The sequence below is a fragment of the Chromobacterium phragmitis genome (assembly GCF_003325475.1).
GTDB lineage: Bacteria > Pseudomonadota > Gammaproteobacteria > Burkholderiales > Chromobacteriaceae > Chromobacterium > Chromobacterium phragmitis.
Map to the genome: position 1 here is coordinate 154,413 of NZ_CP029495.1, position 21,781 is coordinate 176,193.

Below are 21,781 nucleotides of genomic sequence, written 5' to 3' on the forward strand. Positions count from 1 at the left end.
CCAGCGGCGCAATGGCGCGGACGCTCAGGGATCGGGATAATCGATGGAGAAGTAGGTCCGGTACAGACGGCCCACCGTGCCATCCTGCCGCAACGTCTGCAGCGATTTGGCGAAGGCCTGGCATACGGACTCGGGCACGCTGCGTTTGCTGAACGCGTATTCGCCCTCTCCCGCCCGCCACTTTGGCGCCAGCGGCTCTATCCTTGGCTCCGCCGGCAAGCGGGCGAGTTCGCGCGGCGCGGTCGCCATCGTGGCCAGTTGCATGTCCGTGCGCCCCAGTTGCAACTTGCGCAGGCTGATTTCCAGCGTCTCGCTGATATCGACATGGACGTTGGCCGGCGGCGTCTTCAGCCATTGGTCTATCTGCGCGCCGTAGCTGTCTCCTCGCGTCACGCCCAGCCGCAACTCGCCTTGTCCGGCCATATCGCTGAGTTGGCGGATGGACCAGCGGCCGGCGGCGTCCCGCCGCGTCCACAACCTAACGATGGTGGGGCTGTAGCCGGGGGCGAAACAAGCAAAGGCCTCCCGCTCCGGCGTTTTCAGCGCCTGCATCGCAGCGTCTACCTGCCCCAGACGCAACTGCTGCATCGTGCGCGGCCAAGGCAGTTTCCGGTAAACAAGCTCGCAACCCAGCCTGTCCGCTGCCAGGTTCAGCAACTGCACCGCGTAGCCCGAAGGCTGCCCGCTGCGGCCCTGGTAATGATAGGGCGGCCACTCGTCCCACCCTACCTGAATCGGCTTGCCGCACGCCTCTCCGGCCACCGCCGGCAAGACCCGGCACGCCAGGAATGCGAAAAAACCGATGTACCGCACCGCAACCTCCCGCTCTCGGCAAGCGCAAGCGCGCTCCCCTACAATGTAGGATAGAATCCGCATGCCCATGGCTTTGGCGCGCCATGCAGGGCCAGGCAAACGAATACCAGCGACAGAGCGTACATGACTGCGAACAACACCAAGAGCAATGAACATCCCCAGCCGACGGAAGACATTCCGCTGCCGCCGCCGGAAAGCGAAGTCACCCTGGCCACTCTTGCCCTTCCTCTTGGCGAAACCATATTGACGCTGAACGGCGATGGCCGTCCCATCTACGGCATCCTGCAACGCAGCCGGGCGATGACCGCCCAGTCGGACTACTTCCGCTTGCAGTTTCGCGGCTACGCACGATCGGACGGCACTCACTGGCAACCGCTGGAGGGCGACGACAGCCGCTTTCATGCGGTTTACAACCTCGCCTGGGTGCGGGTGGACCGTCCCAGCAAGACCGTCACCTTCGGCCCCAAAGCCGGCGTGCAGGCCAGCCCCGGTCTTGCCGGTTGCGGCCTGGACACCTATTTGTTCGCCAACGTCATCGTATGGGCCAAAAGCGCCTGCCCCGAATACGCGATCAACCCCGGCATGATCACCATGGGACAAAACCATAGCGAGGAAGAGCGGCTGCAATGCCACGCGTTCTATGCCGGGCAAGGCTTCCAGTTCGATTGGCAGGACCCCTCGCAACGCACCGCGCTCTACTTCAAGGATAAGGTGAACAAGCTGCTGGGGGTGTGGAACAAGGAGGCGGTGAAGGAGTTCGGCGGAGAGGAGATGCTGAAAATGCTGGCCGGCCAGGATGAGGCCCGTTCCCAGCTTCAACTGCAGCTGGACAAGCTGGAAAGCGCGAACGACAGCATGAAGCGCGCGTTGCAGAAGGAAAAAAGCACGTCCCAGATTCTGACCGGCGTGCTGATACTGGCCGCCATCTTCGCGATCTGGGCCGTCATCTAAGCGCCGGCCCGATTCAGCTTGCCGTCGGCTCGTCCGGCTGGCGGTGGCCGCCGCCGGAAACGCATGGGGCGGCCACCGGCGCCTTTATCAGAATGAGGCTCCCGCCCTGGCCGCCTGGTCGTAAACGCCGGCCAGCGTGCGCATCAACTGGGCGATGTCGCCGATCAGCGGATTGGCGATGCCGCCGTCGCCCAACGTCGCCATCAAGCACTGCTCTCTCACCTGGCGATAGCGCTCGCACAACTGGCGGCCGCTTTCCGTGGTGGAGAACAACACCTCCTTGCCGCTTTTCTCGCTCTTCACATAACCCATTTTCACCAGCTTCTTCAACGCGTAGGACACTACATGGGTATCCTCCATGTTCAGCACGAAGCAGATGTCGGCCAGTTTCTTCTGCCTCCCTCTATGATTGACGTGATGCACCAGCAGCACTTCGGTCGGCGTCATATCCTTCTCGCCCGCCGCGGCCATGCAACGCACCATCCAGCGATGGAAAGCGTTGTTGACCACAGTCAGGCTGAACTCGAACTCCGACAGCTCCGGGCTGCGCTCGGAAACCAGATGCTGCGAGGACACGATCTTCGGCGAATCTTGCATCGTTGACACCCATTCTCTCCATATTGCGCCACCAAGCGGCGGCGAAGCCCATTCAAGACAAATTGACGAGAAATTCTCGACATTGCATCATCACCGCAAACTAACCCATTATCATAACCATATTCTGAATTCACGCCATCCCGCACGCGATGCCTTCCGACTCTCCCTCATCTCCCCTCATTCACTGGCTGGGCGGCCAGGCGCTGACGCTGGAGTTGCCGCCTCCCGCCACGCTGCACCTCCAGCGCGGCATCTGGCGCTTGGCCGAACAACTGCAAGGACATGCGGATCTTAGAGAAATCATTCCCGGCATGAACAATCTGACGCTGGAATTCCATCCGGGGACAAATCCCGCGGGATGGCCGGCGCGCTTGCGCCGTCTCTGGCGACAAGTCGACGCCCTGGCCGAAACCTCCCGGGAAGTGGAAATTCCGGTCCGCTACGGCGGCGCCTCAGGCCCCGACCTGGAAACCGTGGCTCGCCGTTGCGGCCTGGATCCGGCGGATGTCATCTCCCGCCATGCGGCAAGCCGCTACACGGTATTCTTCATGGGCTTCCTGCCTGGATTCGCGTACCTGGGCGGAATGGACCCGGCGCTGGCCATGCCGCGCCGGGACACGCCACGCCCCTGCGTGCCTGCCGGTTCCGTCGCGATAGGCGGCGATCAAACCGCGGTTTATCCGGCGGCCTCTCCCGGCGGCTGGCACATCATAGGCCGCAGCGACATGCGGCTGTTCGACCCCGCGCGACAGCCCCCCTGCCCGCTGCGGCCGGGCGATCGGGTTCGTTTCATTCCCATGGAGCTTGGATAGTGCTGGAAATCACCAAGGCAGGCCCGCTGGCCACCGTGCAGGATCAGGGCCGTTTCGGCTCTCGCCATCTCGGCGTGGGGCGCGCCGGCGCGATGGACGGCTTGGCGCTGGCCGTGGCCAACTGCCTGGCAGGCAACCCGCCTGACGCTCCCGGCCTGGAAATCACGCTTCCTCCCGCCGGTTTCCTGCTGCACCGGGACGGCATGCTGGCGCTGGCCGGCGCCGACTGTGCCGCCACCCTGGATGGAATGCCGGTATGGCCGGGCTGGCGCACGCCATTTCGCGCCGGACAGCGGCTGGCGCTGCAAGCCCCGCGCAATGGCATGCGCGCCTATCTGGCGCTGGATGGCGGCATCGACGTGCCCAAACTGATGGAGTCCGCCAGCACCGATCTGATGGCCGGCTTCGGGGGATGGCAAGGCCGCGCGCTGCGCGATGGAGACCGGCTGCCACTGGGAGAACCGCGGCTCTCGAAGCCGCGGCTGGGGGTCTGGCTGCCGCAACCGGGCAACCGGATCCGCATCCGGCCAGGCCCGGAGTACGCCAGGCTGCCCGCCCCCGACCGCGAACGGCTCTGGAACCACCCCTGGCAGCTCACCGCGCGCAGCAACCGCATGGGCTATCGCTTGGCGGGCCCGACGCTGCGCCTGGAGCAGCCCATGGAAATGCCGTCCCACGGCGCGTTGCCAGGATTGATTCAGTTGCCGCCCGACGGCCAGCCCATCATGCTGATGGCCGATGCCCAGGCCACCGGCGGCTACCCGAGGCTAGCCATGGTTCTCGCCGCCGATTTATGGCAATTAGGCCAGGCCAGGCTGGGGAGTCACTTGCACTTCCTCCTCGCCAGCCGCGAGGATGAAGTCCGGGCCGAACAGGAACTGCGGCGCTATCTGCGCCGAATCGAAAGGCTGTGCGATGAAAATTGATCTCAATGCCGACCTGGGAGAAGGCTGCGGCGGCGACGACGCCCTGCTCGACCTGGTCAGCTCCGCCAACATAGCCTGCGGCTGGCATGCCGGCGACGCGGCCTCCATGCAAGCCACCGTCCGACTGGCGATATCCAAGGGCGCAGCCATCGGCGCCCACCCCAGCTATCCCGACCGGGAAAACTTCGGCCGGCTCGAAATGCGCTTGCCGCTGGATGCGGTCCGGGCCGGCCTGCTGTACCAGTTGGGCGCGCTGGACGCCATTGTCCGCGCGGAGGGCGGCGTCCTGGCCCACGTCAAGCCCCATGGCGCGCTGTACAACCAGGCGGCGCGCGAACCTGAGCTCGCCCACGCACTCGCACGGGCGATACGCGACTTCAATCCTTCGCTGCTGGCTGTCGGCCTGGCGGGCGGCTGCTTCATCGACGCTTGCCGCGCCGAAGGCCTTGCGGTTCGGCAGGAGGCCTTCGCCGATCGGGGTTATCGCGCTGACGGCAGCCTGGTGCCGCGCGGCGCCCCCGGCGATCTTCTCAGCGACGACGGCGCCATGCTGGCCCAGGCTGAAAGCCTGGTCCTGCGCGGCGAAGTCATCACGCAGGACGGCGTCCGCGTCGCCGTCCTCGCCGACACGCTGTGCCTGCACGGCGATGGCGCGCACGCGCTGCGCTTCGCCCGCCTGCTGCGCGCGAGGCTGGAAGCCAGAGGCGTGGCAATCCGCTCAAACTGAAGCCGGCCTGGACCGCCAAGGACAAGACATGGATCAAACCATAAACCTGTGGCCGCTATTGGGCATCGCCGCCGTCATCGCCGGCTTCTTGCTGCGCGGCAATCCGCTGCTGGTGGTATGTTGCGCCGGCATTGTCACCGGCGCCGCGGCCGGCCTGGCGCCGCAAGACATTCTGGCCAAAGTGGGAGAGGGTTTCCTGAAAACGCGCGGCCTGTCCGCCGCCTTGCTTCTGGCCTTGCTGGTGGTGGGCCTGGCGGAACGCCATGGCCTGCGCGAACGCGCCTATCGCTGGATACAGGGCATAGGCGACGCCACCGCCGGCGGCCTGCTCATCGTCTACCTGCTGGCCCGCCAGCTATCCGCGGCGCTAGGCCTCTCTTCACAGGGCGGCCAGGCCCAGGTGGTGCGGCCGATCCTGGCGCCGATGGCCGAAGGCGCCTGGGAAAAGCTGCACGGCAAACTGGAGGCGGCCCAGCGCATGCGCCTGCGCGCGATGTGCGCCGCCACCGACAATGTCGGCTTGTTCTTCGGCGAAAACCTGTTTGTCGCCTTCAGCGCCGTCATCCTGATGCACGCCTTCCTGCGGGAGAGCGGCCATCCGCTGGACCCCCTCTACCTGGCGCTATGGGGCGTGCCCACCGCGATGTTCGCCTTCCTGATCCACGCCGGCCGTCTGGCCTGGCAGGAGTATCGCCGCAATGGCGGCGCACGCGCCAAAGGGGGCGACTGATGCTGCGCCTGCCACTTCTTTACAGCCTGGTCGGCGGCATCTTGCTGCTCGTCGCCGGAATGACCCTCAAGGACGCCGGCAATCCGCGCCGCCTGGGCAGCGCGGCTTTCTGGGGACTGTTCGGGCTGCTGTTCCTGATCGGCGACCTCATCCCCCCCGCGCTGGCCGGCGCCATGGTGCTGGCCATGGTGTTGCTGGCCGGGCTGGGCCGACTGGCCCCCGGCCGGCACGAACGCCTGTCAGCCGAACGGCTGGAACAGAGCCTGGCTCGGCTGGGCAACCGGATTTTCCTGCCTTCGCTGCTGCTGCCGGTAGCCACCGTGTTGTTAAGCGTCGCCGTCCAACGATTGAGCATTGCCGACGCGCCCCTGCTCGACGCCAAGAACATCACGCTGATGGCGATGGGCATCGCCTGCCTGGCCTCCACCGCGCTGGCCTGCCGCCTAACCGGCGAAACGCCGCTGCAGGCGGTGCGGGAAACCCGCCGCCTGCTGGACAGCGTAGGCTGGGCCTTCCTTTTGCCCCAGGTTCTGGCGCTGCTTGGCCTATTGTTCGCCGATGCCGGCGTCGGCAAGGCCATCGCCCACCTGGCCGCCCAATATCTGCCGCTGGACACCCGCTGGCTGGCGGTGCTGACCTACGTGCTGGGCATGGCGCTTTTCACCGTGTTGATGGGCAACGCCTTCGCCGCCTTCCCGGTCATGACCGCCGGCATCGGCCTGCCTTTCCTGGTGGGAACGCACCACGGCGATCCAGCGGTGATGGCCGCCATCGGCATGTTCTCAGGCTACTGCGGCACGCTGATGACGCCGATGGCAGCCAACTTCAACCTCGTGCCGGCGGCGCTGCTGGAACTGCCGGACCGGAATGCCGTCATCAAGGCCCAGTTGCCCACGGCGCTGGCCTTGTTGGCGGTCAATGCCGTATTGTTGAACTGGTTGATGTTCCGCTAAGGAAAAACAGCATGAAAACCGTTCTGCTGACCGGCTTCGAGCCCTTCGGCGGCGAAACCGTGAACCCATCCTGGGAGACGGTCCGACGGCTGGATGGCGAAATCATAGCGGGCGCGCGCGTGTCGGCGCGCCGCCTGCCATGCGCCTTCGGCGCCGCGCTGGACGAGCTGCGCCGCCAGTTGGACGCGTTGCATCCCGATGTCGCCATCGCCGTCGGCCAAGCAGGCGGCAGAAGCGACATCGCCGTGGAGCGGGTGGCCATCAACATCGACGACGCCCGTTTTCCCGACAACGATGGCAAGCAGCCGATAGACGTGCCCGTGATTCCGAATGCCCCCGCCGCCTACTTCTCCACGCTGCCGATCAAGGCCATCGTCGCGGCGCTGCGCGAGCGCGGCCTGCCCGCCACGGTGTCGCAGACTGCCGGAACCTTCGTTTGCAACCACGCGATGTACGGTCTGCTGCATCATGGCGCGCCCCAGGCCGGCTTCATCCACCTGCCCTTCCTGCCGGAACAGGCGGCGCGCCATCCAGGCGCGTTCAGCCTGAGCCTGGACGACGGCGTGGCCGCGCTGCGCATCGCCGTGGAAACATCCTTGAGCCGCGCTGACGATCTCGTCCTTTCCTGCGGCGCCACGCACTGAAGAAAAAAGCCCGGCAAAACCGGGCCGCTCCCAGCGCCTTCGGATTCAAACGTCGTCGGTCTCCGCCCAGCCCTGGCGATCTCCCTCGTTGATCACCACGTCGCTCGGCGCGATGTCGCCAGCGCCCCACGGCGCGCTGTCGGCCAATTCGCGGTACAGGGGCGCGAAATCCGGCGCGGTGGCGTCAAACAACTGCTTGAAGCTGTCGATGACGAAGTAAGTCTTCTGGAAGGTGTCGATCCGGTAGCGCGTGTTCATGATGCGCATCAGGTCAAAGCCAACGCGGTTGGGACTGGCGCTGTCCAGGCAATAGATGGACTCGGACTTGCTGGACACGATGCCTGCGCCGTAGATGCGCATGCCGGCCGGCGTATTGATCAGGCCGAACTCCACCGTGTACCAGTACAGCCGCGCCAGCATAGGCAGCGCGCCCAGCGCCTTGGCCTTGATGCCGCCTTTGCCGTAGGCCTCCAGATAGTCGGCGAACACCGGGTTGATCAGCAGCGGCACGTGGCCGAACAGGTCGTGGAACACGTCCGGCTCCTGCAGGTAATCCAGCTGGTGCGGCTCGCGCAGCCACCAGGTGACCGGGAAGCGGCGGTTGGCCAGATGCTCGAAGAACACGTCGTCGGGAATCAGCCCCGGCACCGCGACGATCCGCCAGCCGGTGGCGGCCATCAGCTTCTCGTTGAGCTTCTCGAAATCCGGCACCCGATCATGGTCCACTTCCAGATCGCGCAGGCCCTGCAGGAACTCGTCGCAGGCGCGGCCCGGCAACAGCTTGCTCTGGCGAGCATACAGCGTGGCCCAGGTGGCGTGGTCTTCCGCGGTGTAGCGCTCCAGCGGCTGCGGCAAAGTGTAGTCGTTGGCGTCGTGGCTCAATCCGACATTCTTGCGCGTGGTGATGTCGGGCACCACAAAGTCGGCGCGGTCGTTCATTGCTGGGCTCCATGGAATGTGGCGATTTACTCTAGTGTAGCCCGCCGACCATGCGGAAAGACCGCATAATTTGCCTTTAAACAGTTTTTTTCGCATACTTGCCGCACAAAACGTCATAATATGCACGATATGCGCAAAATTGAACTAGACCGCTTCGACCTGCAGATCCTGCACCTCTTGCAGCAGGATGCCCGCGCCACCCACCAGAAGCTGGCGCAGGCCATCCCGCTTTCCGCCTCCCAGATCGGCCGCCGCATTCAACGCATGGAGCAAAGCGGCGTCATCCAGGGCTATCAGGTTGCGCTGAATCCGGAACATGTCGGCCTGTCGGTGATGGCCTTCGCCAATGTCAGCCTGGAACGGCACAACGAAGCCGCGCTGCAGGACTTCGCCCAATCCATCGACAAGCTGCCCGAGGTGCTGGAATGCTACGCCGCGGCAGGCGAAGCCGACTACCTGCTGCGCATCGTGGTGCCGGACCTGCCCTCGTTGTCCGCCTTCGTGATGAACAAGCTGATGCAACTGTCGCTGGTCCGCAGCGTCAAATCCACCATTGTGCTCAACGCGATCAAACAGACGATGAAGCTGCCGTTGTCCTCGCTGCCTTGAAGTTCCCGCGGCGGCGCTGACCGTTTTGTCCGTCTCGAGCTTATTTCCAGGTAGCTATACCGGATGGCGGCCTTGTGATCTTTTCACATGCCTTATTCCAAAGTACATATAAGACAGCCATTTAATATCGCGCAAAATAGTCGATATCTAGACATAGCCGCCCCTCACTCAGGAGCCAAGGAGAAGCTGATGGAAGCGCTTAAAGACACTTACCTCCCTCCGCCGGGCGTCCTCACCCCCAACTTGGCGGCGTCCCTGCGGCAGCTGTCCCTACACGACGCCAGCCTGAGCCTGGAGCAGATCCGGCAGTTCCATCGCTCGCTGCGACTCTCCGCTCAGGATCTGGCGCCGTTTCGCCATTTCGACGACGAACGCTATCGCCGCAACCGCATCTATCGCGACGAGCGCTGCGAGCTGCTGCTGCTATGCTGGCGCAACGGCCAGCGCAGCCAGATCCACAACCACAAGGGCAGCCTGTGCGGCGTCAGGGTGATAGAGGGCGTCGCCACCGAGACCGTGTTCGAAACCACGCTCGCCGGCCAGTTGGCCGCGCGCGAAACCCGGGAGCTCGCCGCCGGCAGCCTGGTGATCAATGGCCATCTGGACATCCACCAAGTGGCCAATCTGCAAGATGGCGGCGAAGACCTGGTCACTCTGCATCTCTATTCGCCACCGCTGTCCAGAATGGAGTTATTCGGCATGGAGCCGCGGCAAAGCCGGGTGCCCTTGCTGGAGGACTGTCTGGAATATCAGATCTGATCCGGCCAAACAAAAAGGCGCGGCCTAAGCCGCGCCTTTTCTCATATCCGGACGGATATCAGAAGCGGTACTGCATCTGCACGCCCAACAGGTGGCCGGTGATGGACGAGTACTCGCCCTGCAGATGGCTAGATGTGCCGAACGGGCTGTGGGTCGTGTTATCGATCTTCTTGTCGCCCAGCGCGCGCAGATAGGCGTAGCCGACATCGACGCTGGCCTGCTTGCTGATCTTGTAGCTGGCGCCCAGGCTCAACCACAGGCGGTTGGCGTCCGGGATCAACGCGTTGCGGTCCTGCGCGCTCGGCACCGGGGTGGTTTCGTAGCCCAGGCCGCTGCGCAGCGTCAGCGCGTCGCTGTAGAAGTAATCGCCGCCGACCGAGAACATCCAGCTGTTCTTCCAGTTGTTGGGGATGCGGGTGGTGGTGTCGACCGTTCCGGCCGGCAGGGTCACCGCCGGGCTGCCCTTGACCACCAGCTGGTCAAAACGGCTCCAGCGAGTCCAACGCGCGGTGGCGCCGACGGCGAACTTGCTGTTCAGCTTGCTGTAGCCGCTCAGCAGCAGCGACTCCGGCGCGGTCACCTCGGCGGAGCCGGCGAAGGTGCCGTTCAGCCGCTGGCCCAGCGGCGCCAGCGGACCGGTAGTCGGGAAGCCGGAGTTGGTGTAGTCGCCATCCGCCTTATGGTGGATCTTGGAACGGTAGGACAGGCCGACGCGGCTATCCTGGTTGAACGAGTACATCACGCCCAGGTTGTAGCCGAAGCCCCAGCTGTCAGCCTTCAGCTCGCCGGTGGCGCCCGGCAGGTAAGCGCCCTTCTTCAGATCGGCCTGCGCGTACTGCGCCGACACGCCAGCGCCGAAGCTCCAGCGGTCATCCAGCTTGTAAGCCAGCGACGGATTGATGTCCACGGTCTTGATGGAGCTGGAGATGCCGTTGTCGCGGCCGCCCCAGTTGTCGCTGTAGCGCGCCCCCAGGCCGAACGGCGTGGTGATGCCGATGCCGGCGTACAGCTTGTCGCTGATCTGATGGGTCAGGTAGGCGTTGGGGATGAACTCGCCCGGCGCGCGGCCGTTGTCGTTGGCGGAAACCGTGCTCATGCCAATGACAGTGCCAGTCACAGGATTGACTGTCGTAGTCGTATTGCTGCCGTTGAACGGCGCGTCGATTTCGGCGTAGGTGAAACCGCCCTGCACGCGGGTGCCGGACAGCAGGGTCATGCCGGCCGGATTGTAGAACACGGCGGACAGATCGTCGCCGGCCAGACCGGCGCCGGCGTAGGCGCGGCCCATGCCGAGCACGCTTTGCTCGGTCAACTGGAAACCGGCGGCGTGCGCGGCGGGCGCCGCGGCGAACAGGGCGGCGATGGAAACGGACAACAGACTCAGGGAGCGGGGTGCGGCTTGCATTGTATTTTGGATTCCTGAAATGAAGCGCGCCGGACAGGCCGGCGCCTCATGCAAACAGAATAAAAAGATAGTGCTTGCATCTTTTAGTGCGTGGAGTCTAAGCTCGAATTCTTCTCGCCGCAAGAGAAAGACATGCCTTTGTGAAGAGCTGTTAATCCGCTCCCGGCACGCGCGCCCATCCGCCGCGGACGGCTGTGCTAGAATCGGCGCCCTGTCCAACAAGCCTGCAAAGCCATTCAACGATGAAGAAACTGATCAGCAGCCTGGCTCTCGCCGCCCTGCCCGCCCTGGCCTTCGCCGCGCCGGTGGCGGAGGTGGCCACCAACAAGGGCAATATCGAAATCGCGCTGGATTCGGCCAAGGCGCCCAAGAGCGTGGCCAACTTCGTCGCCTACGCCAAGGCCGGCCATTACAACGGCACGGTATTCCATCGCGTGATAGACGGCTTCATGATCCAGGGCGGCGGTTTCGACGCCAAGCTGAACCAGAAGCCGACCCGGGCGCCCATCCCCAACGAAGCGAACAACGGCCTGAAGAACGACATCGGCACCATCGCGATGGCCCGCACGTCCGATCCCAATTCCGCCACCGCGCAGTTCTTCATCAACGTCGCCAACAACGACTTCCTCAATTACAGTTCGCCGACGCCGCAGGGCGCCGGCTACGCCGTGTTCGGCAAAGTGACCAAGGGCATGGATGTGGTCAACCGCATCGCCAAGGCACGCACCGGCAGCATGAGCGGCATGCAGGACGTTCCGTTCGAGCCGATCATCATCCAGAAAGTCACCATTAAACCGTAAGGCCGTCCCGCGGCTGCATCGCAAAGGAAAACGCAATGATCAAACTGACGACCAACCTCGGTGAAATCACGCTGGAACTGAACCACGAAAAGGCGCCGAAAACCGCCGCCAACTTCGAGCAATACGTGAAGAGCGGCCATTACGACGGCACCGTCTTCCACCGCGTCATCAATAACTTCATGATCCAAGGCGGCGGCTTCGATGCCGACATGAACCAGAAGCCGACCCAGGAACCGATCCAGAACGAGGCCAACAACGGCTTGTCCAACAAGACCTATACCGTCGCCATGGCCCGCACCATGGATCCGCATTCGGCGTCGGCCCAGTTTTTCATCAATGTCTCCGACAACGACTTCCTGGACTTCAAGTCGGAAAGCACCCAGGGCTGGGGCTACGCCGTGTTCGGCCAGGTTGTCGCCGGCCAGGACATCGTGGACCGCATCAAGACCGTCCGCACCGGCCGCAGCGGCATGCATCAGGACGTGCCGGTGGAGCCGGTGGTGATCCAGAAGGCGGAAATCGTCTAAGCCCGATTCGCCGAAAATCCAGCCGGGGCCCCGCCCCGGCTTTGTCTTGCCCCGGATAAAACAGCAGCCATGGCCATTCACTTCATTTCCGACCTGCACCTCGCCGACGACACCCCGGCGCTCAACCAGCTGTTTCTGGATACGCTAGCCGACTGGCGCGGCCGGATAGGCGCGCTGTATATTCTGGGCGACTTGTTCGAATACTGGGTCGGCGACGACGACGACTCTCCCTATCTGGAAGCGCCGCTGGCGGCGATGCGCGCCTTCGCCGCGCAAACCCCGCTCTACGTGATGCGCGGCAACCGCGACTTCCTGCTGGGCGCAGGCTTCGAAGCCCGCAGCGGCGCCAGGCTGCTGGACGACCCGACGCAGATCGACGCTCATGGCCAGCGCATCCTGCTCAGCCATGGCGACGCGCTGTGCACCGACGATGCCGCCTACCAGCAGTTCCGCGCGATGAGCCGCAGCCCGCAATGGCAGCAGGCGATGCTGGCCAAGCCGCTGGCCGAGCGCCACGCCATCGCCCGCCACGCCCGCGCGCAAAGCGAGATGAACAAACGGCAGACCGGCCTGACCGGCATTTCCGACGTCACCGAGACCGCGGTGCGCGAACTGCTGGCCGCCCATGGCTGGCCGACGCTGATCCACGGCCACACCCACCGCCCGGCCCATCATCGCCATGACGCCTCCAGCCGCTGGGTGATCCAGGACTGGCATGGCGCGGCCGGAGGCTATCTGCAGCTGGACGACGCCGGCATCCGCCCCCTGCCGCTGCAAATACGCTAAGGCCTCACCCCACCTCGATGCCAGCCGCGCCGGCGCCGCCTTTCAGGCAGTCCAGCAGGTGATCGATGAAAACCCGCAGCTTGGGGGAGGGAAATCGGCTAGGCGAATACAACATCCAGGCGGTGCCGTAATAGGACGCCAGGAACGTCCAGTCGGGCAACAACTGCACCAAGCGGCCATCAGCCAGCGCTTCGCGCGCGGCGAAGCCGGGCAGGCTTCCCACCCCGATTCCCTTCAACGCGGCGTCCAGCCGGATTCCACTGTGGTTGGCGGCATATCGCCCCCGCACCGTCACCATCGTGGCCTCATCTCCACGCATGAATTTCCAGCGGTTATCGTTGACGTCTTCTCCCAGATAGATGCAATCATGCCGCGCCAGATCGCGCGGATGGCTGGGCGCGCCCCGTCTCGCCAGGTAGTCCGGGCTGGCGCACACCACATGGTCCACATGCATCAACGGCCTGCCGGCCAAGCCCGGCGGCGGCCGATCCGTGATCCTTATCGCCAGGTCGATATTCCCGCCGATCAAATCGACATGGCCGTCATCCAGCAGTAACTGGACATCAAGCTTGGGGTAACGCTCCAGAAACGCCGGAATATGCGGATGCAGAACACGATGCCCAACCGCCTTGGGCACGCTGACCCGCAACAGCCCCTGCGGTTCGCTGCAGAGCTGCCCGCCGACATCCATCACCGAGCGAGCGGCCTCAACCATCTGCCGACACCTGCGGCAAGCCTCCACTCCGCTCTCGCTCAGCCTCAGCTTGCGCGTGGTCCGCTCCAGCAAGCGAACGCCCATCGCCTTCTCCAAGCGCGAAATCTGTTTGCTGACGGCCGATGGCGTGGTGCCCAGCTGACGCGCCGCGGAGGAAAAACTGCCGCTATCCGCCACCCTGACGAATGCGGCCATTTCCTGCAACAACGCTTGATAATCATTCATGCCCATGAATCACAATTCTTATGCCGAGATGCGCAATTATCAAGCAGCATAAACAATTGCAAATACATATTTGTCATTAAAACAAACCATGCTATGCAACAACGCCTGTATTACCTGAGCGACGAAACCGAGTGCGACTCAGCCATCGTCAGCAGCGGCGAACAAGATGGCAGATTCTTCGCCATCCTCGCGGCTACCCTGTTCCATCCTCGAGGCGGAGGCCAGCTTGCTGACGGCGGCTGGATCGATGATTGCAAAGTGCTGTCGGTTGAGTCCTTGGGGGAAGCCATCCTGCACGTGACTGAGCGCCTGCTGCCTCCGGGCCCGGTCCGCTTGCGCGTGGATGCGGACAAGAGAGCCCTGCATTCACGCCTGCACTCCGCCGGGCATCTGATCGGCACCGTCGGCATCGACCTGGGCCTGCGGCCCGACAAGGCCCAGCACTGGCCGGAGGCCAGCCGCGTCGTATTCCGGATGGAAGAGACGGCGCCGCCGGAAGCCGGCGAATGGGAGGACAAGGTCAACCATATCGTTGCTCAGAATCTGCCGCGCCAATGCGGCATTCAGGATGGCGCCAGGATGGTGGGATTCGGCCGCCTGCCGGCGTTTCCCTGCGGCGGAACGCATGTGCGCTCGCTGGCGGATATCGGCTGGATCCGCATTCTTTCGGTCAAAACCAAAAAAGACACTGTCACAGTCAATTACGACATCCTCTAAATCCCTCTTCAGACGAAACGCCATGTTGTTCGAAACCGACAAACTGAATCAGGATGCCATCGCGCGCCTGGCGGATGGCCAAGCCATGGCCATCCGCGTCAAAAACTACCTTCCTCGCGAACAAGCGCTGAAAGTCGCGGACAAAATACTGAGTCCCGGCTACGCCCATTACCTGAACGCCCCCAGCATTGGCCGCATCGGCATGGCCTTCTACGAGGCGGAAAACCGCCCAGACATGCTTGACGCGTATTTTGAGCAAGCAGCCATCAACATCGACGACCTGCGCCAACGCTGCGCGCCCTATGCATCTCCGATAGATCGGTTGCGCTGTGAACTGGACGAGGCTTGGCCGGCAGGAGCCCACCTGGAAAAACTGTATGGCAAAAAGATGTTCATCGGCCTATCCCGCGTGGTGGAGCCCGACGTGTACTTCCTCGCGCATCACGACATCTTGGCCAAGGATGCCCCCGACAGCTATCAAGCGCGCAGCCTGGAGGCCCAGTTCGCCTGCAATCTCTACCTCGACATGCCCGAGGACGGCGGGGAGCTGGAGATCTGGCAACGCGAACTGCCGCCCGACGAGTTCGACGCCATGCGCGGCGACAGCTACGGCATCGATCCCGCCCTGCTGGGCGAACCCTCCTTGCGCATCAAACCGGAAAGCGGCGAACTGGTCATTTTCAACTCCCGGAAAATGCACGCGGTCGCGCCCAGCAAGCACAGCTCGCGCCTAAGCCTGTCCTGTTTCATCGGCTATCGCGGCGCCCATTCGCCGCTGACCTTCTGGAGTTGAGATGATCGCTGCCTACTTGCCTGAATTCATCGCGCTGGCGACCGTCCACTTCCTCGCGGTGGTCGCGCCGGGGCCGGACTTCGCCGTCACAGTAAGCCAAAGCGTCCGCCACGGCAGGAAAACCGGCCTGCTCACCGCGCTCGGCATAGGCTGCGGCATTTCCGTTCATGTCGCCTACACCTTGCTGGGCATAGGCGCGCTGCTGCACGCATCCGAGCACCTGATGCTGGGCGCCAAGTTGCTGGGGTGTTCCTATCTGGCGTGCCTGGCGATCAAGCTGCTGCGTGCCCGTCCGGCCGCCTCGGGGCTTGAGCCCGCTGCCGACGCCCCGTCCCCCGGCCCGACCGGCGCCAAGGCGTTCAGCACGGGCTTTCTGACCAACGCCACCAATCCCAAGGCGACGCTGTTCTTTCTCGCCATTTTCACCACGCTGGTCAGCGCCGACACGCCGCTGAAAGTGCAAACCTTTTACGGAGTCTGGATGTGCGCGGTCAACGCCGCCTGGTTCGCCTTGGTCAGCCTGCTGTTTTCCAAGGCTTCGGTGCGGGCCGCCTTCATCCGCATGGGCCATTGGTTCGAACGGATGATGGGCCTGATCCTGGTCGGCTTCGCCGTCCGACTCGTCCTCTCACTCTGACGCCCCCCAGACCGCCTCGCCGGCGGTCGAGACTGTCCGTTTTGTATTATCAGAGCCAGGCGATATACTGACGCCCCGGCGAATGCATTGTCATTCGCCCCTTCGCCAAAACAATACAATGGAGTGCATGCATGAGCCTGCCCATGGTCAAGGAACGGGAGAAGGTTCGCCTGGTTCTGCAAAAACAGGACATCGCGCCCACGTTCAAGATCAACGTCAAGCTATTCGCCGATGTCAGCGGCTCGTTCCGCGACGAGTTCACCCAGCCCCTGCCCCAAGGCGGCTACGTAGTGGATCCCTTCTTCACCGCCGCGCTTGCCATCGCCGGCGAGATCGACCCCGACCGCAACATCCAGATCATCGGCTTTTCCGACCGCGCGCTGGACACAGGCGACTATTCGCTGGACCACGCCGACAATCTGCGCGCCGAATTCCTGAACCGCGCCCGTCCCATCCTGTGGGGCAGCACCGACTACGGCCGCGCGCTGCAAGCCTTGCTGCAAAGCGAAGGCATGGCCGGCATGCTGGGCAACGCGCTCAAGAGTCTGTTCGGCTTCGGCAAGAAGGCCGAGCCCGCCGCCAAGAAGGAAGCCTATCTGGTGCTGTTCATTTCCGACGGCGAAGACCTGGGCTCCCACGAACACTTCATCAGCCAGCTGAAGCAGTTGGCCGAGATGGGCACCTTCACCGTGCTGATCGGCGCCAACTCGGACCACGGCGTCAAGTTCGAGCGCATGCGGCAAGCCGCCGAGCAAGTGGAAGGCTGCACCTTCCATCGCCTGACCGATCTGGCCAAGCTGGGCACCAGCCAGCTGTACGAGCGCGTCTTCGACACCGAGTTCAAGCGCTGGTACCAGCAACTGCCGGCTGAACTTCGCCCCTGACCCCTCACCAGACATAGGAAACCATCATGCTACCCATGCAAAAAGGCGGCCGCCTGCCGCTGACCAAGAACAGCGCCCCGCTGAAGGAAATCCGCCTGGAGTTGTCCTGGACCCCGCCGCAAAACAACGGCAAGGGCGCTTACGACCTGGATACCAGCGCCTTTCCGCTGGACAGCAAGGCTGGCGGCGCGATGGGCGCCATCGCCGCCGTCGAGCACATCTGCTACTGGGGCCAACAGAAAACCCCATCCATGGAGCACCTGCTGGGCGACTCCCGCACCGGCGACGCCGAGGGTCCGGACGAAGCCATCCTGATACGCCTGCACGCGTTGCCCCGCAATTGCGACGTGGTGGCGCTGGTCGGCTCCATCGACAAGGCGCTGGCCCGCGGCCAAACCTTCAACGAGGTTGCCGACGCCACCATGCGCATCTTCAACCACGAAAACGACGAACTGCTGGGCCAGGCCAAGCTGGCGGAACTGGACGCCGGCTCTACCGGCTGCCTGTTCGCCAGCCTGCGAAAGCAGGGCGAGGTATGGTCGGTGGAAAACGTCAGCCAAGGCTATCCGGGCAAAGAGCTGCCGGACTTCTTCCATCTGTTCGGCTACCAGGAATGATGTGAGCGATTATCGCGACCTGTTCGGCCCATCGCGGCCGCGCGCGCGCGACTTGTTCGGGGCGCCGGCCAGCCAGGCGCCCTCCGGCCCGGCGCGCGGACGCGCCTGCGCGCCGGCCAGCATCGCCACGCCCGCGGGGCTGGCAAGCCGCCATGGAGAATTGCAGCGTCAGCACGAATCCATGACCCACCGGGTGATAGACCTGACGCAATCGCTGAAGCTGCGCGAAGCCAAACTGAACCAGATGTTCGGCCAAGCCAAGCGCCAGGCGGACGAACTGCAGCAATGCATGCGGCCCAAACGCCTGCTGTCCTGGCTGCGCCCGGATGCGGACAAGACCCGCGCCCACCAGTTGGTAGACGAATTGCAGGCCTTCATGCGCAGCGAATGGAAGCCCGACATGTTCCTGGTTCAGGACATGAACGAGCTACTTGACCAAACCGGCTATCTGGAAAGGTTGTCCCTGGCGCTGCGAAACGACGCCGAAACCCTGCTCCCCGCCGAAAACGAGCTGCTGCAGGATATCCTGACCCAATGCCACGTCCTGTCGCTGCAAGCGGCCTCCAGCCGCCAGCTGACCGATCAACTGCGCCGGCAACTGCGCGACATGGACGACTGGCGCACCCATTTTTTGTCGCTGCTGGTGGTGGACATCCAGCAGCGCTTGTGAGAACCCCATGTCGCAATACCAGAACCTGTTCGGCCAGCCCCAGGCCGCCCCCGTGCCGTCGCCCGCAACAGCCGCCCACCCCGCTCTGGCGCAGGCCGTCTCCCCGCCTTCTCACGCCGTCGATCCCGCGCTGCTGGCCCAGCTGCGCCAGATCGCGTCCGAGAGGCTGGACGAAATCGGCGGCGGCCAGACCAAGCAACTGCTGGTCTTGTCCGATCAACTGTTGGCCAAAACCCGCGCCAGCGACACCGGCGCCTTCGGCCGCGGCATGAACGACGTGCTGCGCCTGATGAGCACCGTGCAATTCGAGCAATTGGGCGAAGCCGGCGGCGTATCCGGACTGGTGGACAAGATCCGCCGCGGCCTGCGGCTGGCCAAGGTGGACCTGACCCAGGCCTTCGACAGCGCCAAGGGACAGATAGACAAGATTTGCGACGATCTGCGCCAGCGCCTGCGAGTGCTGCAGGCGGACAATCAATGGCTGGGCAGCGCCTACGGCGCCAACCTGAACGACATGCGGGAGCTGGAAGACATCCTGCCGGCATTGGAGGCCCTGCACGAAGAAGAAGCCGCCAAACTAGCCATCGTGCAGCAGGAAGACCCGATGCAAGCGGCGGAGCAGCGCCAGCGAGTGGATCGGCTGGGTCGCCGCGCCGAAGCCATCGCGCTGCAAATCCACCAGGCCAAGCTGCGCGCGCTGCAGATCAAGGGGCTGGAAGACGCCAACCGCGGCATCCACGACGATTTCCGCGCCTTGCTGGAAAACGCCATTCCCGCCTGGAGCACCGAAATCAGCATGGGGCTGCTCAGCCTGCGCCAGAAGGCCAATATCGAGATCAGCAACAAGGTGAAGGATCAGATCCAGGCTTCGATGAAGCGCGCCGCAGACCAGATTCACGACAATGTGCTGGGCGCCGAACGCGCGCTGCAGCGCCAGGCCGTGGACGTCGCCACCTTGCGCCAGGTGCAAGATAAGACCCTGGCGATGATACGCGCCAAGATCCAGCTGGTGGAACAGCGCGGCCAGCAGCGGCTGCAGACGGTGCAGGAGCTGGCTCGAATGGATGAAGAACTGAAACAGGCGCTGCGCCAGCCGGCGTAAACAGCCCCGCCTCGCGGGAGGATGCGTTACCAGTCCACCCGCGACGGCCGCCACAGCGGCCACCAGCCGGGACCGGCGGCATGGCGAAAAGCCACCGCCACGCCCGGCACCGCCAGCAGTTCGCCATCGGCCGCGCAAAGCAGGGGCCAGCGCTTGCGCAGCAAGGGCGGCACGCCCGCCTCGCGCAGCAAGTCCTTCACTTCGCGCCGCCCCGCTCGAGCGGACAGCTTCTCGCCGCCTTGCCGCGGCGCCAGCGTCGCGCCGCTGGCCAGCAGCGCGTCCGGCAAACCGCTCTCCCGCCATTCCCAAGCCAGTTCGCCGCCCCACTCAGACATCAGCTGGGCGTTGCCGTCACGCCACAACAGCGGTGTGGCGGCGGGCGGCGTATCCAGTACTTTTGGCCAGGCCTGCAAGGTATCGGCGAAGCGCAACAAATAGCCGCTCGACAACGTCAATACCGGGCTCGCGCCCTTTCCAGCCTGCTCAGCTTGCCGCAAAAACTCCATCAACGCGCCAGGCTCCGGCGCCGGCCAGCCCATGGCGTCCAGCCAGGCCAGCAACAGTTGGCGGCGGCGCGGCGGCGACAAGGCCCGCAGCCTCGCGCACTCCAGCCCGTCGCCTGCGCGGCAAGCCTGCAGATCCTGCCGCGCCACCTCGTCCAGCATGGCGGCGGCATCCGCCTGCAGCATGGCTGCGCGCGCCAGATGGCTGCGGTAATGAGGCAGCGCTTTCGCCAGCAGGGGCAGCACGTCCTGTCGCAACAGGTTGCGGCGGAAGCGAGTGTCCCGGTTGCTCTCATCCTCCACCCAGGACAACCTCCGCTCGCGGACATAGGCCTCCAACCGCTCGCGCGTGAAGCCCAGCAGCGGCCGCCACAGCAGCGTGCCCGGCGCCAACTCCCGCAGCGCCGGCATCGCCGCCAACGCTCGCGGGCCGCCGCCGCGCAGCAATTGCAGCAGCACGGTCTCCGCCTGGTCGTCCTGATGGTGGGCCAGCGCCACCACCTGCGCCCGCGAGCGGCGATACACGGCGTAACGCGCGTCACGCGCTGCCGCCTCGACGCTCTCGCCCCCGCCGGCGCTCACACGCACCCGCTCAATGCGAAGCGGCACTTGCAGCGCGCCGCACAAGGCCTGGCAATGCGCGGCCCAGGCATCGGCATTGGCACTCAGTCCATGATGGACATGCACGGCAGACAGTTCGAATCCTGGCCGGCGCTGCCTCACTTCGCATAGCAGCGACAGGAGCGCCACTGAATCCAAACCGCCGGACAGCCCGACCTCAAAAGCGAAAAGGCCGGACATTTCGTCCGGCCATCGCTTGATCAGGCTATCCGCCAGCTCAGGCTGCGTCTTCCTTGAAGCGTCCATAGCTCATCAGGCGGTCAAAGCGCTCCTTCAGCAGCACGTCCATCGGCTTGCTCTGCACATCCTTGAGCTCGTCCTGCAGCGCGCGCTTCAGCGTGGTCATCATCTGCGCGTGGTCGCGGTGGGCGCCGCCTACCGGCTCGGTGACCACGCGGTCGATCAGGCCCAGCGTCTTCAGCCGCGGCGCGGTGATGCCCAACGCCTCGGCGGCGTCGGAGGCGCGCTCGGCGGTCTTCCACAGAATGGATGCGCAGCCTTCCGGAGAAATCACCGAATACGTGGCGTACTGCAGCATGTTGACGTGATCGCCCACTGCGATGGCCAACGCGCCGCCGGAACCGCCTTCGCCGATCACGGTGACGACGATGGGCACCCGAAGATTGGTCATTTCGTACAGATTGCGGCCGATCGCCTCCGACTGGCTGCGCTCTTCGGCGCCGATGCCGGGCCAGGCGCCGGCGGTATCGACGAAGGTCAGCACCGGAATGCCGAACTTCTCGGCCAGCTTCATCAGGCGCAATGCCTTTCTATAGCCCTCCGGATGCGGCATGCCGAAGTTGCGGCGAATCTTTTCCTTGGTGTCGCGGCCTTTCTGATGCCCGATCACCATCACCGATTGGCCGTTGAAACGGGCAAGGCCTCCAACGATGGCAGCATCGTCCGAGAACGCGCGGTCGCCATGCAATTCCTCGAAATCGGTGAAGATGGCCTGGATGTAATCCAGCGTATAAGGACGCTGCGGATGGCGAGCCACCATCGCGATCTGGGATGGCGACAGCTTGGCGTACAGAGTCTTGGTCAGTTCCAGACTCTTCTTCTGCAGGCGGGCGATCTCTTCGGAGATATCCAATACGGAGTCGTCCTGCACGAACCGCAGCTCTTCAATTTTGTTCTCGAGCTCGGCAATCGGCTGCTCAAAATCGAGAAAGGTCGGCTTCATTCTTAACAATCATCCGTCAAACCTAATCGCGGCATGATACATGAGGCGCGAAGCCGCCGTCACCCGCAGACCCTTCAAAAAGCCAAAAAATTGGAGCAAATATTCCAGATCACGGCATTTCGCAAAAAAACTTCCC

At 64.1% G+C, this 21,781-nt stretch carries 26 protein-coding genes; 19 read left to right on the forward strand and 7 right to left on the reverse strand.

The genetic code is table 11. The annotated features are described in order from the left end of the window. Positions 1 to 24: 24 nt before the first annotated feature. The gene (locus DK842_RS00745; RefSeq protein WP_168194792.1) at positions 25 to 813 is read right to left on the reverse strand and encodes a substrate-binding periplasmic protein; all 789 of its coding nucleotides are present in this window, start codon (positions 811 to 813) and stop codon (positions 25 to 27) included. A gap of 123 nt (positions 814 to 936) precedes the next feature. Between DK842_RS00745 and DK842_RS00750 the strand changes: the two genes are divergently transcribed. Then, a complete protein-coding gene (locus DK842_RS00750) occupies positions 937 to 1,764 on the forward strand; it encodes a hypothetical protein (protein ID WP_114059651.1) in 828 nt (275 codons plus the stop codon). 87 nt (positions 1,765 to 1,851) lie between these two features. On the opposite strand, the gene DK842_RS00755 is transcribed toward DK842_RS00750, so the two are convergent. Then, entirely contained in the window at positions 1,852 to 2,361 is a 510-nt protein-coding gene (locus DK842_RS00755; protein ID WP_114059652.1) for a winged helix DNA-binding protein, read from the reverse strand. A 149-nt stretch (positions 2,362 to 2,510) separates the two neighbouring features. On the opposite strand from DK842_RS00755, the gene pxpB reads away from it, so the two are divergent. Genes pxpB through pcp form a run of 6 tightly spaced genes read left to right on the forward strand, consistent with a single transcriptional unit; the run spans position 2,511 to position 7,153 of the window. Further along, entirely contained in the window at positions 2,511 to 3,173 is a 663-nt protein-coding gene (gene pxpB, locus DK842_RS00760) for a 5-oxoprolinase subunit PxpB (RefSeq protein ID WP_114059653.1), read from the forward strand. Continuing rightward, positions 3,173 to 4,099, forward strand: coding sequence for a 5-oxoprolinase subunit C family protein (locus DK842_RS00765; protein ID WP_114059654.1), 927 nt, complete (start codon positions 3,173 to 3,175; stop codon positions 4,097 to 4,099). Before pxpB ends, DK842_RS00765 begins: the two co-directional genes overlap by 1 nt. After that, the gene (gene pxpA, locus DK842_RS00770) at positions 4,089 to 4,826 is read left to right on the forward strand and encodes a 5-oxoprolinase subunit PxpA (protein ID WP_114059655.1); all 738 of its coding nucleotides are present in this window, start codon (positions 4,089 to 4,091) and stop codon (positions 4,824 to 4,826) included. Before DK842_RS00765 ends, pxpA begins: the two co-directional genes overlap by 11 nt. A gap of 28 nt (positions 4,827 to 4,854) precedes the next feature. After that, a complete protein-coding gene (locus DK842_RS00775; RefSeq protein WP_114059656.1) occupies positions 4,855 to 5,556 on the forward strand; it encodes a DUF969 domain-containing protein in 702 nt (233 codons plus the stop codon). Beyond that, the gene (locus DK842_RS00780; RefSeq protein ID WP_232538566.1) at positions 5,556 to 6,509 is read left to right on the forward strand and encodes a DUF979 domain-containing protein; all 954 of its coding nucleotides are present in this window, start codon (positions 5,556 to 5,558) and stop codon (positions 6,507 to 6,509) included. Before DK842_RS00775 ends, DK842_RS00780 begins: the two co-directional genes overlap by 1 nt. Before the next feature lie 11 nt (positions 6,510 to 6,520). Continuing rightward, a complete protein-coding gene (gene pcp, locus DK842_RS00785; RefSeq protein WP_114059657.1) occupies positions 6,521 to 7,153 on the forward strand; it encodes a pyroglutamyl-peptidase I in 633 nt (210 codons plus the stop codon). 45 nt (positions 7,154 to 7,198) lie between these two features. Here the strand turns inward: pcp and phhA are convergent, their stop codons facing one another. Next, positions 7,199 to 8,092 (reverse strand): phenylalanine 4-monooxygenase, encoded by an 894-nt coding sequence (gene phhA, locus DK842_RS00790; RefSeq protein ID WP_114059658.1) that lies wholly within the window; start codon positions 8,090 to 8,092, stop codon positions 7,199 to 7,201. 129 nt (positions 8,093 to 8,221) lie between these two features. On the opposite strand from phhA, the gene DK842_RS00795 reads away from it, so the two are divergent. After that, entirely contained in the window at positions 8,222 to 8,701 is a 480-nt protein-coding gene (locus DK842_RS00795; protein WP_232538567.1) for an Lrp/AsnC family transcriptional regulator, read from the forward strand. A 189-nt stretch (positions 8,702 to 8,890) separates the two neighbouring features. Continuing rightward, complete coding sequence (locus tag DK842_RS00800; protein WP_168191768.1) at positions 8,891 to 9,460, forward strand: cysteine dioxygenase; 570 nt, start codon at positions 8,891 to 8,893, stop codon at positions 9,458 to 9,460. A gap of 58 nt (positions 9,461 to 9,518) precedes the next feature. Here the strand turns inward: DK842_RS00800 and DK842_RS00805 are convergent, their stop codons facing one another. Then, the gene (locus DK842_RS00805) at positions 9,519 to 10,865 is read right to left on the reverse strand and encodes an OmpP1/FadL family transporter (protein WP_114059661.1); all 1,347 of its coding nucleotides are present in this window, start codon (positions 10,863 to 10,865) and stop codon (positions 9,519 to 9,521) included. A gap of 242 nt (positions 10,866 to 11,107) precedes the next feature. Here DK842_RS00805 and DK842_RS00810 point away from each other — a divergent pair, with 242 nt between their 5' ends. From DK842_RS00810 to DK842_RS00820, 3 genes are all read left to right on the forward strand, one after another. Then, positions 11,108 to 11,665 carry a peptidylprolyl isomerase gene (locus DK842_RS00810; RefSeq protein WP_114059662.1) on the forward strand — a complete coding sequence of 186 codons (558 nt, stop codon included), beginning with the start codon at positions 11,108 to 11,110 and terminating at the stop codon, positions 11,663 to 11,665. Between the two features lie 35 nt (positions 11,666 to 11,700). After that, positions 11,701 to 12,192 (forward strand): peptidylprolyl isomerase, encoded by a 492-nt coding sequence (locus DK842_RS00815; RefSeq protein WP_114059663.1) that lies wholly within the window; start codon positions 11,701 to 11,703, stop codon positions 12,190 to 12,192. Positions 12,193 to 12,261: 69 nt separating this feature from the next. Further along, the gene (locus DK842_RS00820) at positions 12,262 to 12,978 is read left to right on the forward strand and encodes a UDP-2,3-diacylglucosamine diphosphatase (protein WP_114059664.1); all 717 of its coding nucleotides are present in this window, start codon (positions 12,262 to 12,264) and stop codon (positions 12,976 to 12,978) included. A 4-nt stretch (positions 12,979 to 12,982) separates the two neighbouring features. Here the strand turns inward: DK842_RS00820 and DK842_RS00825 are convergent, their stop codons facing one another. Further along, positions 12,983 to 13,924 carry a LysR family transcriptional regulator gene (locus DK842_RS00825; RefSeq protein ID WP_114059665.1) on the reverse strand — a complete coding sequence of 314 codons (942 nt, stop codon included), beginning with the start codon at positions 13,922 to 13,924 and terminating at the stop codon, positions 12,983 to 12,985. On the opposite strand from DK842_RS00825, the gene DK842_RS00830 reads away from it, so the two are divergent. The 7 genes from DK842_RS00830 to DK842_RS00860 all read left to right on the forward strand — a co-directional run bounded on the left by DK842_RS00830 (position 13,904) and on the right by DK842_RS00860 (position 19,338). Next, positions 13,904 to 14,635 carry an alanyl-tRNA editing protein gene (locus tag DK842_RS00830; protein WP_198414605.1) on the forward strand — a complete coding sequence of 244 codons (732 nt, stop codon included), beginning with the start codon at positions 13,904 to 13,906 and terminating at the stop codon, positions 14,633 to 14,635. The genes DK842_RS00825 and DK842_RS00830 overlap by 21 nt on opposite strands. A gap of 22 nt (positions 14,636 to 14,657) precedes the next feature. Then, a complete protein-coding gene (locus DK842_RS00835; protein WP_114059667.1) occupies positions 14,658 to 15,428 on the forward strand; it encodes a 2OG-Fe(II) oxygenase in 771 nt (256 codons plus the stop codon). Between the two features lies 1 nt (position 15,429). Further along, on the forward strand, positions 15,430 to 16,065 hold the full coding sequence (locus tag DK842_RS00840) for a LysE family translocator (protein ID WP_114059668.1): 636 nt from the start codon (positions 15,430 to 15,432) through the stop codon (positions 16,063 to 16,065). A 131-nt stretch (positions 16,066 to 16,196) separates the two neighbouring features. Continuing rightward, on the forward strand, positions 16,197 to 16,949 hold the full coding sequence (locus tag DK842_RS00845; RefSeq protein WP_114059669.1) for a VWA domain-containing protein: 753 nt from the start codon (positions 16,197 to 16,199) through the stop codon (positions 16,947 to 16,949). Between the two features lie 26 nt (positions 16,950 to 16,975). Further along, complete coding sequence (locus DK842_RS00850) at positions 16,976 to 17,566, forward strand: TerD family protein (RefSeq protein ID WP_114059670.1); 591 nt, start codon at positions 16,976 to 16,978, stop codon at positions 17,564 to 17,566. A gap of 1 nt (position 17,567) precedes the next feature. Beyond that, positions 17,568 to 18,236: a hypothetical protein gene (locus tag DK842_RS00855; protein WP_114059671.1), complete on the forward strand. Its 669-nt coding sequence runs from the start codon at positions 17,568 to 17,570 to the stop codon at positions 18,234 to 18,236. Between the two features lie 7 nt (positions 18,237 to 18,243). Next, positions 18,244 to 19,338, forward strand: a complete 1,095-nt coding sequence (locus tag DK842_RS00860; RefSeq protein ID WP_114059672.1) for a toxic anion resistance protein — start codon at positions 18,244 to 18,246, stop codon at positions 19,336 to 19,338. A 26-nt stretch (positions 19,339 to 19,364) separates the two neighbouring features. Here the strand turns inward: DK842_RS00860 and tilS are convergent, their stop codons facing one another. Together tilS and DK842_RS00870 are read right to left on the reverse strand one after the other, a co-directional pair. Then, positions 19,365 to 20,708 carry a tRNA lysidine(34) synthetase TilS gene (gene tilS, locus DK842_RS00865; RefSeq protein ID WP_114059673.1) on the reverse strand — a complete coding sequence of 448 codons (1,344 nt, stop codon included), beginning with the start codon at positions 20,706 to 20,708 and terminating at the stop codon, positions 19,365 to 19,367. After that, the gene (locus tag DK842_RS00870) at positions 20,680 to 21,645 is read right to left on the reverse strand and encodes an acetyl-CoA carboxylase carboxyltransferase subunit alpha (protein ID WP_114059674.1); all 966 of its coding nucleotides are present in this window, start codon (positions 21,643 to 21,645) and stop codon (positions 20,680 to 20,682) included. Before DK842_RS00870 ends, tilS begins: the two co-directional genes overlap by 29 nt. Between the last annotated feature and the right edge of the window lie 136 nt (positions 21,646 to 21,781).

Excerpts from the sequence above, each read along its gene's own strand:
- DK842_RS00840 (WP_114059668.1), top strand. The coding sequence starts at position 15,430 with ATGATCGCTGCCTACTTGCCTGAATTCATCGCGCTGGCGACCGTCCAC.
- tilS (WP_114059673.1), bottom strand. The coding sequence starts at position 20,708 with ATGGACGCTTCAAGGAAGACGCAGCCTGAGCTGGCGGATAGCCTGATC.
- pcp (WP_114059657.1), top strand. The coding sequence starts at position 6,521 with ATGAAAACCGTTCTGCTGACCGGCTTCGAGCCCTTCGGCGGCGAAACC.
- DK842_RS00755 (WP_114059652.1), bottom strand. The coding sequence starts at position 2,361 with ATGCAAGATTCGCCGAAGATCGTGTCCTCGCAGCATCTGGTTTCCGAG.
- DK842_RS00805 (WP_114059661.1), bottom strand. The coding sequence starts at position 10,865 with ATGCAAGCCGCACCCCGCTCCCTGAGTCTGTTGTCCGTTTCCATCGCC.
- DK842_RS00800 (WP_168191768.1), top strand. The coding sequence starts at position 8,891 with ATGGAAGCGCTTAAAGACACTTACCTCCCTCCGCCGGGCGTCCTCACC.
- DK842_RS00810 (WP_114059662.1), top strand. The coding sequence starts at position 11,108 with ATGAAGAAACTGATCAGCAGCCTGGCTCTCGCCGCCCTGCCCGCCCTG.
- pxpA (WP_114059655.1), top strand. The coding sequence starts at position 4,089 with ATGAAAATTGATCTCAATGCCGACCTGGGAGAAGGCTGCGGCGGCGAC.
- DK842_RS00820 (WP_114059664.1), top strand. The coding sequence starts at position 12,262 with ATGGCCATTCACTTCATTTCCGACCTGCACCTCGCCGACGACACCCCG.
- DK842_RS00850 (WP_114059670.1), top strand. The coding sequence starts at position 16,976 with ATGCTACCCATGCAAAAAGGCGGCCGCCTGCCGCTGACCAAGAACAGC.
- pxpB (WP_114059653.1), top strand. The coding sequence starts at position 2,511 with ATGCCTTCCGACTCTCCCTCATCTCCCCTCATTCACTGGCTGGGCGGC.
- DK842_RS00870 (WP_114059674.1), bottom strand. The coding sequence starts at position 21,645 with ATGAAGCCGACCTTTCTCGATTTTGAGCAGCCGATTGCCGAGCTCGAG.
- DK842_RS00825 (WP_114059665.1), bottom strand. The coding sequence starts at position 13,924 with ATGGGCATGAATGATTATCAAGCGTTGTTGCAGGAAATGGCCGCATTC.
- DK842_RS00815 (WP_114059663.1), top strand. The coding sequence starts at position 11,701 with ATGATCAAACTGACGACCAACCTCGGTGAAATCACGCTGGAACTGAAC.
- DK842_RS00835 (WP_114059667.1), top strand. The coding sequence starts at position 14,658 with ATGTTGTTCGAAACCGACAAACTGAATCAGGATGCCATCGCGCGCCTG.
- DK842_RS00860 (WP_114059672.1), top strand. The coding sequence starts at position 18,244 with ATGTCGCAATACCAGAACCTGTTCGGCCAGCCCCAGGCCGCCCCCGTG.
- DK842_RS00750 (WP_114059651.1), top strand. The coding sequence starts at position 937 with ATGACTGCGAACAACACCAAGAGCAATGAACATCCCCAGCCGACGGAA.
- DK842_RS00775 (WP_114059656.1), top strand. The coding sequence starts at position 4,855 with ATGGATCAAACCATAAACCTGTGGCCGCTATTGGGCATCGCCGCCGTC.
- DK842_RS00845 (WP_114059669.1), top strand. The coding sequence starts at position 16,197 with ATGAGCCTGCCCATGGTCAAGGAACGGGAGAAGGTTCGCCTGGTTCTG.
- DK842_RS00795 (WP_232538567.1), top strand. The coding sequence starts at position 8,222 with ATGCGCAAAATTGAACTAGACCGCTTCGACCTGCAGATCCTGCACCTC.
- DK842_RS00780 (WP_232538566.1), top strand. The coding sequence starts at position 5,556 with ATGCTGCGCCTGCCACTTCTTTACAGCCTGGTCGGCGGCATCTTGCTG.
- phhA (WP_114059658.1), bottom strand. The coding sequence starts at position 8,092 with ATGAACGACCGCGCCGACTTTGTGGTGCCCGACATCACCACGCGCAAG.